Source organism: Leifsonia sp. PARNA 1/14 (assembly GCF_055720965.1).
Map to the genome: position 1 here is coordinate 625407 of NZ_JBVQSP010000001.1, position 13883 is coordinate 639289.

Here is a 13883-nt window from a genome sequence, read left to right on the forward strand (position 1 = left end):
TTCGCATCGTCGCGGCGGCCCAGGGTCTCGCCGTGATGCCGTACTACGCGCTCGCCAACGGCTTCCTCACCGGCAAGTACCGCTCCAAGTCCGACCTCAACGCCGACGCGCGCAGCGTCAGGGCCTCCGCATACGTCAACCGCAAGGGCATGCGCGTGCTCGCCGTTCTCGACCGCATCGCCGCCGAGCACGGAGTGTCTCCCGCGAGCGTGTCGATCGCCTGGCTGCTCGCCAAGCGCACGATCGTCGCTCCGGTGGCCAGCGCGAGCCGGCCCGAGCAGGTCGACGGACTGATGGCCGCCGCCGGCATCCGCCTGACGCGGGCCCAGATGCTCGAGCTCGACCGCGTCTCCGAGTAGCCTGCCCCCACTCCGCGGCGGCGCCGGCCCGGCCGCTACAGAGGACTACGCAGAGGACTTCGCAGCCGAACCGCTCCCGATCTCCTCCGTTCACTGCCGATCCCGGGCGTGTCGCCCCTGATCTCCTCCGTTGCCGGCAACGCGGCCAACGGAGGAGACCCGGTGCAGAGCGGTCCGGAAAGCAGAGAACGGAGGAGAGCCGGCCTCGGGTCAGCCGGGTCTCCTCCGTTGGCTCTTGGCCCTGCGGACCGCGGCTACGCCTCCGTGAGGATGCGCTCGAGCGAACGGTGCAGGGCCGCGCCCGCGGCGATCGGGTCGCCCACGTAACCGCCGGCCAGCGCACCGTCGCGCGCGAGGATCAGGTCGTCTGCCGCGTCGCCGGGTCGTGGGTGCCCGATCTGGCGGAACAGCTCCTCGATGTGCTTGGCATACCAGTCGCGGTGAGCAGTCACCGCGACTCGCACCGGGTGGTTCTCGTCGGCGAACTGGGCGGCGGCATTGATGAACGGGTCGCCGCGGAAGCCCGGCTGGACCGCCTCGGCGTTGATGGAGTCCACCAGCGCACGAGCGATCGCCTTCGGGTCGTCGAACTCGCGCTCCTGCTCGGCGAACCAGTCGCGCACCTGGCGGTCGCGCCCTTCGACGTAGGCGATGATGAGCAGGTCCTTGGAGCGGAAGTGCTTGTAGAACGTCGCCTTGGTCACGCGGGCGCCCGCGATGATCCGGTCGACGCCGACCGTGTGGATGCCCTCCTGATAGAAGAGCTCGTCAGCGGTGGCGAGGATCTTGATCTTCGACGGCGCGGGCGGCCGGATGGTCGCGCGGGCACTAACGACCATCCGGTCGTCTCCTCTCAACAAGGAGGCGTGGCCTCCGCTCTGGTGGTGCGAGACCCACCCGACCGGTCCAAGGGGGGACGACCGGTCAGGGTGGTGTGAACAGTATAGCAGTAGACAGACCAGTCTGTTTGTCCCCATATTCCCAGTCTCCGCTTCCGACAGGGCGCTGGCGTAGGGTGGAGGGGATGAACAGCGCAGTCGACCTCCCGCTCGGTCTGGCCGATCTCGCGTTCGCGGCGTCGGGCGACGCGTTGGTCCGCCGCACGATCCTCCCCAACGGAGTACGAATCCTCAGTGAGCATGTGCCGGGTTCGCGCAGCGCCACGCTGGGCTACTGGGTGGCTGTCGGCTCTCGCGACGAGACGGAGGCCGTGCCCGGCAGCCTCGGCTCCACGCATTTCCTCGAGCACCTGCTGTTCAAAGGCACCCGCACGCGCACCGCACTCGACATCGCCGTCTCGTTCGACTCCGTCGGCGGCGAGCACAACGCGATGACGGCCAAGGAGTACACCTGCTACTACGCCAAGGTGCAGGATCGCGACCTTCCGATGGCGGTCGAGGTCATCGGCGACATGCTCACGTCGTCGGTGCTCGACCCGACCGAGTTCGAGAACGAGCGGGGCGTCATCCTCGAAGAGCTCTCGATGGCGGAGGACGACCCCGCCGACGTCGCCAACGAACGCCTGTTCACCGCCGTGCTCGGCGACCATCCCCTCGGGCGGCCGATCGGAGGCCGGCCGGAGACGATCCGCGCCGCGACCCGCGACGCCGTCTGGAACCACTACCGCGCCAACTACCGCCCCCGCGACCTCGTGATCACTGCGGCCGGCGCCGTGGACCACGACGTCCTCGTCGCCGGGGTCCAGCGTGCGCTCGACACGGCCGGTTGGGACCCGGACGAGACGGCCGCTCCCGTCGACCGCCGAGCCACTGCACCGGCGACGGTGCGCCGCTCGGCGGGCGTGGTGACGGTGCAACGCCCGATCGAGCAGGCCAACCTCATCATCGGACTGCCCGGCATCGTGGCGACCGACGAGCGCCGGACGACCATGAGCGTCCTCAACTCGATCCTCGGTGGCGGCATGTCGAGCCGGCTGTTCCAGGAGGTCCGCGAGAAGCGCGGCCTCGCATACGCGGTCTACTCGTTCTCCGGCTCCTATTCCGATGCCGGCGTCTATTGCCTGTACGCGGGCTGCGCCCCGGCGAAGGCCCGCCAGGTCGCCGAGCTGATGCTCGCCGAGCTCCACCGTCTCGCCGACGGCGGGGTGACCCCCGACGAGCTCCGGAGGGCGGTGGGTCAACTCTCCGGCGGCGCCGCCCTGGCCCTCGAAGACTCCGACACCCGCATGTCGCGTCTCGGCCGCGCCGAGATCAGCCTGGGCGAGTTCGCCGACCTCGACGAGAGCCTCCGTCGGCTGCACCTCGTCACGGCCGACGGCGTGCAGCAGCTGGCCCGCGACCTGGCCGGGCGCCCGGTCTCCGTCTCTGCGGTCGGAGGCGTCGACGACGACGTCTTCGCCGGCCTGGTCTCCTGACCCGGCCGTTCCCTCCCGTTCCATCGAAAGGTCTACCCCGTGCCTCATTACCTCTACCTCGTGCGTCACGGCGAGCAGCAGGATGCCGAGCACGGCCTCCCCGACGGTCCGCTGTCGCCGCGCGGCAAGCGGCAGGCGCAGCTGATCGCCGACCGCCTCAGCGGCGTGCCGTTCACAGGGCTGTACCACTCCCCGCTCGTGCGCGCCGAGCAGACCGCCTCGATCATCGCCGAGCGGCTGCCTTCTCTCGAGCCGGAGCCGTCGAGCCTGCTGTTCGACTGCATCCCCTCCGGGCCGACACCAGACATGCCCAAGGCGTTCGAGTCGTTCTTCGGCCCGGTCACCGAGGCCGAGATCGAGGCGGGCCGCGCCCAGATGGAGGACGCGGTCCACGAGTTCCTCACGCCCGCGATGGGCGACCGACACGACCTCCTCGTCACGCACAACTTCGTCATCGGCTGGTTCGTGCGGCACGTCTTCGACGCCCCGGCCTGGCGCTGGCTCGGGCTCAATCAGGCCAATTGCGGTCTGACGATCATCCGGGTGCGGTCGGCGAAGCCTCCCGTGCTCGTGGTGCACAACGACCTCGGTCACCTGCCGGTCGAGCTGCGCACCGGCCTGCCGGAGCTGCAGCCGGTCTGAGCCGAGCTGCTTCGGCAGGTGGGCCGACGGCTCAGCCGAGACGCTTGCGGAACCAGTCGGTCGCGTTCGGGTTCTCGTTGTAGGGCTGGATGCTCTCGTAGCCGTGCGAGCGGTAGAGGTTGCCGGCGGCCTCCAGGCTCGCATTGGTGTCGAGCACGACCTCCGTCGCGCCGAAGCCGCGAGCGCGGTGCTCCAACTCCGCGAGGACGGCGCGGCCGATGCCCTGGCCGCGATGTGCGGGAGCCACCCAGAGGTGCTTGATCTCGTAGCGGACGATCTGCTCGCCGTCCTCCGTCTCGGAGAGCGGGACGCTCAGCTCGCGGATGCCGCCGCACCCGGCCTCGCCGTCGTCATAGGCGAGCAGGAAGACACCGGTCGGCGGGACGAACTGCCCCGGGTCGGGGAACGTGGTGCGGTAGGCGCCCTGGGACGCCGGGAAGGTCTCGGCCCGCTCGGCGAAGTAGTCGGCGAGCATGCGGTGGGCGGTCGCATCGGTGACGGAGACATCGGCAAAGGACACCATCGCCCCAGCGTAGCCCCGGCCTCCGCCCCGCTCGGCGCGGAGGTGCGCGGCGGGTAGGGTGGACGGGTGACTGTTCGCGTGGCCGTCGCCGGGGCGACCGGCAAGCTGGGATCCGTGGCGGTGCGCCTCATCGAGGCCGCCGACGACCTCGAACTGGTGGCGGCTCTCGACTCGCGCTCCCCGCTGGACGCGATGCTCGGCGCGGACGTGCTCGTGGACATGACGCTTCCGCAGGTGAGCCCCGGGATCGTCGCGTTCGCCGTCGACCACGGTTTGAAGGTACTCGTTGGCACGTCCGGCTGGTCGGCCGACCGCATCCTCGAGTTGGAGCGGCGGGTGGCCGAGCACGAGGGCAGCGGAGCGGTCGTCATCCCCAACTTCTCGCTGGGATCGGCGCTCGGCACCGCCTTCGCGACCGTTGCGGCGCGCTTCTTCGACTCCATCGAGATCATCGAGACGCACGGTGCGGGCAAGGTCGACTCGCCGTCCGGCACGGCGGTCCGCACCGCAGAGCTGATCGGCGCGGCGCGGTTGCAGCGCGGACCGGTCGACGCGCCGCACACCGACCAGCGCGCGCGCGGTCAGCAGGTGGCGAGCGTGCCCATCCACAGCCTCCGGATGCGCGGCGTGGTCGCCGAGCAGCAGGTGGTCTTCGGCGGCGCGGGGGAGACCCTCACCATCCGGCACGACACGGTCGGCTCCGAGGCGTACGAGGCGGGCATCCTGCTCGCCCTGCGCGCGGCCGCGACGACGACGGGTGTGGTCGTCGGTCTCGACAAGCTGATCGACCTCGGCATCGCTGAGCCGGACGGCGAGCCGCCGCGGCCGACCGTGCGCGAGGTGTAGCAGTACCGATGCGCAACCGTCTCGCAGCGCTGCTGATGGCGCTGATCCTGCTGGTCTACCTGGTGCTGGTCGTCCAGCGCGCTGTGCTGCTGATCGCCTCGGGCTCAGGCGTCGGGATCGCGATGGGCGTCGCGCTCATCGTGCTGCCGTTCATCGCGGCCTGGGCCATCGGTCGCGAGTTGCTCTTCGGCGCCCGCACCGAGAAGCTCGTCAAGCTCATGGCCGCCGAGGGCACGCTTCCCGTCGAGAGCCTGCCGCACCGGGCCAGCGGGCGTCCACTGCGCGACGCGGCCGACGCCGACTTCCCGCAGTACAAGGCCGAAGTGGAGGCCACGCCCGAGAGCTGGCGCGCCTGGTTCCGGCTGGGCCTGGCGTACGACGCGAGCGGAGACCGAAAGCGGGCCCGCGAGGCGCTGCGGCAGGCCATCCGCCTCTACCAGGGCGAGAAGCGGGCGGGCCGCGCCGCCCGGTGACCGCAACGCGCAGTCACTCCGCCCCGGCGGCGACCAGTTGCGCCATCGCCTCCTGCACGGTCGCATCCTCGAAGACGAACCCGTCGTCGAGCAAGCGCTGCGGAAGCACGCGCTGATCGGCGAGCAGCAGCTCTCGTCCCGCTTCGCCCAGCCCGAACGACACCACGGGACGCGGCAGCGGGAGGCCATAGGGACGGTGAACCGCCGTCGTCAGTGCGCGCAGCACCTCGCCCGCCGTCGCCGGCTCCGGGCCGACGACGTTCACGGGGCCCGACAGGGTCGACGTGAGCAGGTGCGCGATCGCGGCGGCTTCGTCGCGGAGGCTAACCCACGGCCAGTGCTGGCGACCTCCTGCGATCGGGCCGACGAGCCCGGCTTTGGCGAGCGGAAGCAGGGGCGCCATCGCGCCTCCGCGCCCGATGACCACGCCGGTGCGCACCGTGACGACGCGCGTGGCGTGCGGCGCGAGGTGGGCCGCCGTCTCCCAGGCGTCGACGACGTCCGACAGGAAGCCGCTGCCCTTCGCCGAGCTCTCGGTGAGGGTCTGGCCCGGCCGGTCGCCGTAGTAGCCGACCGCCGAGCCGCTGATGAAGACCGCCGGAGGGGAGGTGGACTGCCGCATCGCGTCCGCCAGCGTCCCCGTCGCCTCCAGCCGCGACGCCAGGATCCGCCGGCGGTGGGCCTTCGTCCACGGTAGGCGGTTGAGCGACGCCCCGGACAGGTTCACGACCGCGTCGGCGTCGTCGATCAGACCGATGTCGATCGCGCGCGCCGACGGCGCCCACGGGCGCTCGTCCGAGCTCTGCGGCTCGCGCCGCACCAGGCGGAGGACATCGTGTCCCTCCGCCTGGAGCCGGCCGACGAGCTCGGTGCCGATCAGGCCGGACGTGCCGGCGACGAGCACCCGCAAGGTCAGGCCAGCGTGGCTTCGATCGTGATCGGGATACCGACCAGCGCGCGAGAGACCGGGCAGGTGCGCTTCGCCTCGTCGGCGAGGCGCTGGAAGTCGCCGTCGGTGAGCCCCGGCACGGTCGCCTCGACGACGAGGTGGCTGCCGGTGATGCCCTGGGACGGCTCGAAAGTGACCGCGGCGGTGGTGCGGATGCTCTCGGGCGGGGTGCCGAAGACCGCCAGGACGTTCGAGAACGCCATCGAGAAGCAGGCCGAGTGCGCTGCGCCGAGCAGTTCCTCCGGCGTCGAGGTCTCCGCACCGCCCTCGGAGCGGGCCTTCCAGTTCACCGCGAGCGTCGCGGCGCCGGACGAGTCGAGGGAGACCGTCCCCGAGCCGGACTTCAGATCGCCGGTCCAGACGGTGGTGGATTCGCTGGTTACTGCCATGAGACCTCATTCTCCTTCTGCCGGCGCGCGCTGGTTCCCGGGTCGGGACGGCGGCGGTGAGCCCAGACTACTGTCGGGCTCCGACACGTCCAGGGGCGTTCGGGGGATTCCCGGTTTCGCGCGCTCAGGCCGTCGCCGCCGGCTTTCGGATGACGCCGGCCCGCACCAGCAGGAGGTAGAGCTGGCAACCCAGGCAGTAGCCGAAGACCGCGTTGAGGAACGCCGCCACGAAGGCGAGGGCGGCGGCGATCGGCAGGGCGATCGTCACCCCGGCGGCGAAGAGCAGGAGGCCGAGGCCGGTGACGACCAGGCCGACGCCCTGCGCGAATGTGGGCGGGGCGGGGTCCTCCAGCTCGGTGGGCGCAGCCAGTCGGGGCCGGACGGCGATCCGGTAGAGCACGCCGTACGGATGCCGCCGCACGCCGGCGAATGCGCCCCACGCGAAGAGCAGGGCGATGACGAGCAGGAGCACCGCGGCGGCCGCCGTCGCGCCCGTGAGGGCGAGGAAGACATCCACGAGCAGGAGGAGGGCCGTGATGCCCGCTCCGAAACGCGGGGAGCGGGGGTCGATCCCCGCGGGCTTGCGAGTCAGCGGGGCGGGCGGGCGCGGGTCGTCAGACATGGTCACTCCGTGAGGATGCGGTCGAGGGCGGTGCGGACGTCGGCGGGGCGCGCGGCGCCGGAGATCCGGCCGCGGACGCGTCCATGACCGTCGAGCAGCAGGGTGGTCGGCGTCTGCAGCACGTCGAACCGGCGGGCGAGCTCCGGTCGCACGGTCAGATCGACGTCGAGGTGATCGACTCCGTCGTGCGCGGCGGCGATCCCGTCGAGCACACGCGCCGTCGCCGGGCACTGCGCGCAGAACGCGGTGGAGAACTGCACGAGCGTCGCGCGCGACCCCAGCTCGGTCGCGCCGACGTCGGCGGCGGCCAGGTGGACGTCGCCGCCGGCCGCACGGAGCCGGCCGGTGCGCGACCTCCACACCAGCCCGAGCACGGTCGCGAGCGCGACGAGCCCGAACACGGTGAGGGCGGCGGCCGGAGCGGTCATGGTGCGGGCGACGTTACGCGCGCACCCGGCGGCGGCGCAGCCAATGTGACCGAAGATGACGGCGACCCCGTGCGTGAAGGGGAGGCGGGGCGCAGGGGAGGCGGTCGCCCGGCCCGACCCGATAGCCTTGTAGCCATGGCTGCTCCCCAGAACCCGTTCGGCCAGGTGCTCGTCGCCCTGGTCACGCCCTTCACCGCTGACGGCGAAGTCGACTGGGCCGGCGTGGAGAAGCACATCGACGACGTCATCGTGGCGGGAGCCGACGGCATCGTCGTCACCGGGACGACGGGGGAGACCTCCACCCTCACCGACCCCGAGAAGCTGCGCCTCGTCGAGGTCGGCAAAGAGGTGTCGGGAGGCCGGGCCAAGATCATCACCGGCGGTGGCTCGAACGAGACCGCCCACGCCATCCAGCTCTACAAGCAGAGCGAGAAGGCCGGCGCCGACGGAGTGATGATCGTCACCCCGTACTACAACAAGCCCACGCAGGCGGGCGTGCTGACGCACTTCCGCATGATCGCGGACTCCACCGACCTCCCCGTCATCCTCTACGACATCCCCGGCCGCACGGGCATCCCGATCAAATACGAGACCATCCTGCGCATCGCCAAGCACCCGAACGTGCTGGCGATCAAAGACGCCAAGGGCGACTTCAGCGAGGTCAGCCGGGTACTCAACCAGACCGACCTCATGTACTTCTCGGGTGACGACGCCAACGTCCTCCCGCACCTCGCCATCGGCGCGGCCGGACTCATCGGCGTCACCGCCAACATCGCGGCGACGCCCTACCGACAGATCGTCGATGCGGTCAACGCGGGCGACCTGGCCACCGCGACCGCCGCGCACCAGAAGCTCGAGCCGCTGGTCCGCGCCGTGATGACCCACGTCCCCGGCACCGTCGCGGCCAAGTACATCCTCCACGGTCTCGGGCGCATCTCGAGCCCGCGGGTCCGGCTCCCGCTCGTCGGTCCGGAGGAGTGGGAGGCCGCCCAGATCGAGGACGAGCTCGACCTCGTCCGTGACATCCCCGGTGTCGACTTCTCCAACTTCCGGCCGGATCGCAACGCCGCTGCCGGCGGCGCACTTCCCAAGATCGCCGGGACCACACGCTAGGCCGCACAGCGGCCGGATCCACCCCGGGCACGAGCCCGGACGCACGTCAATAACTGAAATTGGAGGGCAGATGCCCAACCTCGTCTCCGATCCGCCTGCACTCGAACCCGGAACGCTCCGGATCATCCCCACCGGCGGCCTCGGTGAAATCGGCCGCAACATGACGGTCTTCGAATACGAAGGCAAACTCCTGATCGTCGACTGCGGCGTTCTCTTCCCCGAGCAGGACCAGCCGGGCGTCGACCTGATCCTTCCCGACTTCGCGCCGGTCCGCGACCGCCTCGACGACGTCCTCGGCGTAGTTCTGACCCACGGCCACGAAGACCACATCGGCGCCGTGCCCTATCTGCTCAAGCTGCGCGCGGACATCCCGCTGATCGGCTCGGGCCTCACGCTGGCGCTGGTGGAGGCCAAGCTCAAGGAGCACCGCATCCAGCCGTACACGCTCACGGTCAAGGAGGGGCGCACCGAGCAGCTGGGTCCGTTCGAGCTGGAGTTCGTCGCGGTCAACCATTCCATCCCCGATGCGCTCGCCGTCGCCATCACCACCCCGGCCGGCACCGTGCTGCACACCGGCGACTTCAAGATGGACCAGTTGCCGCTCGACGACCGGATCACCGACCTCCGCGCGTTCGCCCGCCTGGGCGAGAGGGGCGTCGACCTCTTCATGGCCGACTCCACCAACGCCGACGTGCCCGGGTTCACGCCGCTGGAGCGGTCCATCGGCCCGGTGCTCGACACCGTGATCGCGCGCGCCCCGCGTCGCGTCATCGTCGCGAGCTTCTCGAGCCACGTGCACCGCGTGCAGCAGGTGCTCGACGCCGCTGCCGCCAACGGCCGGCGCGTCGCGCTGCTCGGCCGCTCGATGGTGCGCAACATGACCATCGCCGCCGAACTCGGCTACCTCAAGGTGCCGGAGGGCGTGCTGATCGACTACAAGAAGGCCGCCGACCTGCCCGACGACGAGATCGTCTACATGTCGACGGGTTCGCAGGGCGAGCCGATGGCCGTGCTGGCCCGCATGGCGAACCTCGACCACCAGATCGAGGTCGGCCACGGCGACACCGTGATCCTCGCGTCCAGCCTCATCCCGGGCAACGAGAACGCGGTGTACCGCGTCATCGACGGGCTCACCAAGCTCGGCGCCAACGTCGTACACAAGGGCAACGCCAAGGTGCACGTCTCCGGCCACGCGGCCGCGGGCGAGCTGCTCTACTGCTACAACATCCTGAAGCCCAGGAACGCCATGCCGGTGCACGGGGAGTACCGCCACCTCGTCGCCAACGCGCGGCTCGCGATGGACACCGGCGTGCCCGAAGAGAACACGATCATCGCCGAGGACGGCTCGGTGATCGACCTCCGCGACGGCGTCGCCCGCATCGTCGGCCAGCTCGATCTCGGCTTCGTCTACGTCGACGGTTCGAGCGTGGGCGAGATCACCGATGCCGACCTCAAAGACCGCCGGATCCTCGGAGAGGAGGGCTTCATCTCGATCATCGTCGTGGTGGAGGCCGCCAGCGGCAAGATTGTCACCGGTCCCGAGATCCACGCCCGTGGTTTCGCGGAGGACGACGCCGTGTTCGACGACGTCAAGCCCAAGATCGCCGCGGCGCTGGCGGATGCGGCGCACAACGGCGTCCGCGACTCGCATGCGCTCTCGCAGGTCGTGCGGCGCACCGTCGGCCGTTGGGTCAACACGAGCTATCGTCGTCGCCCGATGATCGTCCCGCTGGTCATCGAGGCTTGATCCCGTAACCTCCCGGAAACACGGGGGCGAGTAACGTGCAGCCATGACCGCGTTCCGCATCCGCCCGGCGAACGGCGGTGATGCGCGCATCCTCGCCGACATGCTGGTGGAGGCGGCGAACGGCAACGCGCCGCGGGTGCGGCCGCGCGTCGCGGTGCTCGAGGATCCGCACGTGATGCGGTACATCGCGGGCTGGAAGCGTCCGGGCGACTTCGGGTGCGTGGCGGAGGACGCGCACGGGTCGGCGGTCGGGGCTTGCTGGGCTCGCCTGTTCCCGGCCGACGCACCGGGCAGCGGGTTCGTCGCGGTCGGGGTTCCCGAGCTCACGCTCGGCGTGAACGCCCAGTGGAGGGCGAAGGGCGTCGGTCGGGCTCTGCTCCAGGAGATCGGTCGGGTGGCCGCCGCATCCGGCGCCGCGCGCTTGAGCCTGAGCGTCGACCGCAAGAACTTCGCCCAGCGGCTGTACGTGAGCGAGGGCTACGTGACCGTCGAGTCACGCCTCACCGCGGACACGATGGTGTGCGCGGTGCGCTGAGCCGCTCGTGCGCAGGCCGCGCCAGGGCGCGATTTTCCCCATTCCAGGCGCGTGCGACGGCTTCGTGCCGGGGGTGAGAAGTACCGTTGAGCCTATGGCTACGAGCACCAAGTCGACTTCGCGCTCCCGGAACTCCGGGCGCGACGGCTCGAGCGCGCGCAAGCCGGCCGCCAAGACCGCTGCCCAGAAGACGGTCGCCTACCCGGCCGCTGCGGACGCGCAGAGCCCCCTCGTGCGCGCCTGGATGGGGTTGGCCCATCTCACCGGCGGCCTCTTCCGGGCTCTCGGGCCCGAGAAGTTCGCCAAGGAGGAGCGTCGCGACGGCTTCCCCTTCTTCCTCGTGCTGCTGGCGATCGCCGGGGCTGTCGTGGAGTGGTTCCTGATCAACGACCAGGTCGCCCGCACGCTCGACGCCTGGACGTTCGGAGGCTTGTTCGGCCGCGTCGCCTTCGCGCTCCCCGTCGTGATGGTGGTCTTCGCCGCCTGGCTGTTCCGGCATCCCTCGTCGGTGCACGACAACACGCGCATCGGCATCGGCCTGGGCCTGCTGCTCCTGATGGTGTCCGGCCTGTGCCACCTGTTCAGCCAGCATCCGTCCCCGAGCGACGGCATGGCCTCCCTCGCCCAGGCCGGCGGCGTTCTCGGGTGGCTGATCGCCGCCCCCCTGTCGTGGCTGATCACACCCGTCGGCGCGGGCGCCGTGATCATCGTGCTGCTCATCCTCAGCCTCTTCATCATCACCAAGACGCCGCCGAACAAGCTGCCGTCGCGCATACGCGAGCTCTACGCATATCTGTTCGGCGCTCAGCTGGCCACCGAAGAGGAGCGTCAGGAGGCCAGAGAGGCTGCCAAAGAGGCGAAGACCAAGCAGGTCGAGCTCGACGGGATCGACGACGACGATTCGCACGAGACGAACCTGCCCTGGTGGCGACGCAACAAGTCGCAGCGCGAGGAGGACCCCGACTACGAGGCGCCCGCCGACCTCACCGAGGTCTTCGGCGCTCCGACGCGCGGCAAGGGCGAGTTCGCGACCGCGCTGGAGCCCGATCCGGCGAGCGACCACTACAACACCGAGGTGCTGGGTGAGCTCGCGAACGCCGAGACCGCCCTGCAGGCCTTCACCGGCGAAGCGCCGCCGACCGCGGCGGCCGTACCGAGCGTTCCGACCGCTCCCGCCGTGCTCCCGGGCTTCCAGGCCGGAGCCGACGACTTCGACGAGACGGTATCGACGGACGACACCCCGCAGCCGACGGCGCCCTACAACCTCCCGTCCGCCTCGATGCTCTCCGCCGGGACGCCCGCCAAGATCCGCTCGAACGCCAATGAGGAGATCGTCGCCGCCATCACCGAAGTGCTCACGCAGTTCGGTGTCGACGCGAAGGTGACCGGCTACTCGCGCGGCCCCACGGTGACCCAGTACGAGATCGAGCTCGGCCCCGGCGTCAAGGTGGAGCGCGTCACGGCGCTGAGCAAGAACCTGTCGTACGCGGTGGCGAGCAACGAGGTCCGCATCCTCTCGCCCATTCCGGGCAAGAGCGCGATCGGCGTCGAGATCCCCAACAGCGACCGCGAGATCGTCTCGCTCGGCGACATCCTCCGCTCGCCCGCGTCCGCCAAGAGCACCCACCCGATGACCATCGGCGTCGGCAAAGACGTGGGCGGCGGCTTCGTCGTCGCCAACCTGGCCAAGATGCCCCACCTCCTGGTGGCGGGCTCCACCGGCTCGGGAAAGTCCAGCTTCGTCAACTCGATGATCACCAGCCTCCTCATGCGTGCGAAGCCCTCCGAGGTGCGCATGGTGCTGATCGACCCGAAGCGCGTCGAGCTCACGATCTATGGCGGCGTCCCGCACCTCATCACGCCCATCATCACGAGCCCCAAGAAGGCCGCGGAGGCCCTGCAGTGGGTCGTCAAAGAGATGGACATGCGCTACGACGACCTCGCGAGCTTCGGCTTCCGTCACATCGACGACTTCAACAAGGCCGTCGTCAACAACGAGATCGTGCTTCCGGAGGGCAGCGAGCGCAAGCTGAAGCCCTACCCGTACCTGCTGGTCGTCGTCGACGAGCTGGCCGACCTGATGATGGTCGCCCCGCGCGACGTCGAAGACTCGATCGTGCGCATCACCCAGCTTGCGCGCGCCTCCGGCATCCACCTGGTGCTCGCCACGCAGCGGCCGTCGGTCGATGTGGTCACCGGTCTCATCAAGGCCAACGTTCCGTCGCGGCTGGCGTTCGCCGTCACGAGCGTCACCGACTCCCGTGTCATCCTCGACCAGCCCGGCGCTGACAAACTGATCGGCCAGGGCGACGGTCTCTTCCTGCCGATGGGCGCCTCCAAGGCCCTGCGCGTGCAGGGCGCCTGGGTCAACGAAGACGAGATCCAGAAGGTCGTCGACCACGTCACGCGGCAGGCGCGGCCGGAGTACCGTCAGGACGTCACAGCGGGCGCCGAGAAGAAGCAGATCGACTCCGACATCGGCGACGACCTCGAGCTGCTGCTCGCGGCGGCAGAGCTCGTCGTCTCGTCGCAGTTCGGGTCGACGTCGATGCTGCAGCGCAAGCTGCGGGTCGGCTTCGCCAAGGCCGGCCGGCTCATGGACCTGCTGGAGTCGCGCGAGATCGTCGGCCCGTCCGAGGGCTCCAAGGCGCGCGACGTGCTCGTCACCGCCGAGCAGCTGCCGCAGGTGCTCGCCCGGCTGCGCGGGGAGGAGGCGCCGTCGCGGCCTGCTGCGCCCGCCGCCGCTCCTGCCGCCGCGCCGGGCGTTGATGACGGCGACCGCTACGGGGCCGACCCGGTCGCAGAGATGACCCAGGGCTATCCTGAAGTGGACGGCGACTCGGACGAGGACGCCTGGCAGCTGACCGGCAGGGAGTGACCGCG

The 13883-nt window shown here is 70.4% G+C and carries 15 protein-coding genes; 9 read left to right on the forward strand and 6 right to left on the reverse strand.

What is annotated here, in order from left to right:
- A partial coding sequence (locus AC0HS0_RS03150) for an aldo/keto reductase (RefSeq protein ID WP_472961594.1) occupies window positions 1-359 on the forward strand: 359 nt, incomplete at its 5' end.
- 254 nt (window positions 360-613) lie between these two features.
- Here the strand turns inward: AC0HS0_RS03150 and AC0HS0_RS03155 are convergent.
- Complete coding sequence (locus AC0HS0_RS03155) at window positions 614-1198, reverse strand: TetR/AcrR family transcriptional regulator (protein ID WP_472961595.1); 585 nt, start codon at window positions 1196-1198, stop codon at window positions 614-616.
- A gap of 185 nt (window positions 1199-1383) precedes the next feature.
- Here AC0HS0_RS03155 and AC0HS0_RS03160 point away from each other — a divergent pair, with 185 nt between their 5' ends.
- The gene (locus AC0HS0_RS03160; protein WP_472961597.1) at window positions 1384-2733 is read left to right on the forward strand and encodes a M16 family metallopeptidase; all 1350 of its coding nucleotides are present in this window, start codon (window positions 1384-1386) and stop codon (window positions 2731-2733) included.
- Between the two features lie 39 nt (window positions 2734-2772).
- On the forward strand, window positions 2773-3375 hold the full coding sequence (locus tag AC0HS0_RS03165) for a histidine phosphatase family protein (RefSeq protein ID WP_055915424.1): 603 nt from the start codon (window positions 2773-2775) through the stop codon (window positions 3373-3375).
- 31 nt (window positions 3376-3406) lie between these two features.
- Here the strand turns inward: AC0HS0_RS03165 and AC0HS0_RS03170 are convergent, their stop codons facing one another.
- The gene (locus tag AC0HS0_RS03170; protein WP_472961600.1) at window positions 3407-3898 is read right to left on the reverse strand and encodes a GNAT family N-acetyltransferase; all 492 of its coding nucleotides are present in this window, start codon (window positions 3896-3898) and stop codon (window positions 3407-3409) included.
- A 66-nt stretch (window positions 3899-3964) separates the two neighbouring features.
- Here AC0HS0_RS03170 and dapB point away from each other — a divergent pair, with 66 nt between their 5' ends.
- Both dapB and AC0HS0_RS03180 read left to right on the forward strand, forming a co-directional pair.
- Complete coding sequence (dapB, locus tag AC0HS0_RS03175) at window positions 3965-4744, forward strand: 4-hydroxy-tetrahydrodipicolinate reductase (RefSeq protein ID WP_472961601.1); 780 nt, start codon at window positions 3965-3967, stop codon at window positions 4742-4744.
- Window positions 4745-4752: 8 nt separating this feature from the next.
- Window positions 4753-5217: a tetratricopeptide repeat protein gene (locus AC0HS0_RS03180; protein ID WP_472961602.1), complete on the forward strand. Its 465-nt coding sequence runs from the start codon at window positions 4753-4755 to the stop codon at window positions 5215-5217.
- A gap of 13 nt (window positions 5218-5230) precedes the next feature.
- On the opposite strand, the gene AC0HS0_RS03185 is transcribed toward AC0HS0_RS03180, so the two are convergent.
- From AC0HS0_RS03185 to AC0HS0_RS03200, 4 genes are all read right to left on the reverse strand, one after another.
- On the reverse strand, window positions 5231-6121 hold the full coding sequence (locus AC0HS0_RS03185; protein WP_472962109.1) for a TIGR01777 family oxidoreductase: 891 nt from the start codon (window positions 6119-6121) through the stop codon (window positions 5231-5233).
- Window positions 6122-6129: 8 nt separating this feature from the next.
- Window positions 6130-6555: an OsmC family peroxiredoxin gene (locus AC0HS0_RS03190; protein WP_472961603.1), complete on the reverse strand. Its 426-nt coding sequence runs from the start codon at window positions 6553-6555 to the stop codon at window positions 6130-6132.
- Between the two features lie 124 nt (window positions 6556-6679).
- Window positions 6680-7177 (reverse strand): DUF4395 domain-containing protein, encoded by a 498-nt coding sequence (locus AC0HS0_RS03195; protein WP_472962112.1) that lies wholly within the window; start codon window positions 7175-7177, stop codon window positions 6680-6682.
- A 2-nt stretch (window positions 7178-7179) separates the two neighbouring features.
- Complete coding sequence (locus tag AC0HS0_RS03200; RefSeq protein WP_472961605.1) at window positions 7180-7605, reverse strand: thioredoxin family protein; 426 nt, start codon at window positions 7603-7605, stop codon at window positions 7180-7182.
- A 135-nt stretch (window positions 7606-7740) separates the two neighbouring features.
- Between AC0HS0_RS03200 and dapA the strand changes: the two genes are divergently transcribed.
- From dapA to AC0HS0_RS03220, 4 genes are all read left to right on the forward strand, one after another.
- A complete protein-coding gene (gene dapA, locus AC0HS0_RS03205) occupies window positions 7741-8718 on the forward strand; it encodes a 4-hydroxy-tetrahydrodipicolinate synthase (protein WP_472961606.1) in 978 nt (325 codons plus the stop codon).
- Window positions 8719-8788: 70 nt separating this feature from the next.
- On the forward strand, window positions 8789-10465 hold the full coding sequence (locus tag AC0HS0_RS03210) for a ribonuclease J (RefSeq protein WP_472961607.1): 1677 nt from the start codon (window positions 8789-8791) through the stop codon (window positions 10463-10465).
- A 43-nt stretch (window positions 10466-10508) separates the two neighbouring features.
- Window positions 10509-11000: a GNAT family N-acetyltransferase gene (locus AC0HS0_RS03215; protein ID WP_472961610.1), complete on the forward strand. Its 492-nt coding sequence runs from the start codon at window positions 10509-10511 to the stop codon at window positions 10998-11000.
- Window positions 11001-11094: 94 nt separating this feature from the next.
- On the forward strand, window positions 11095-13878 hold the full coding sequence (locus tag AC0HS0_RS03220) for an FtsK/SpoIIIE family DNA translocase (RefSeq protein ID WP_472961611.1): 2784 nt from the start codon (window positions 11095-11097) through the stop codon (window positions 13876-13878).
- Window positions 13879-13883: the final 5 nt, after the last annotated feature.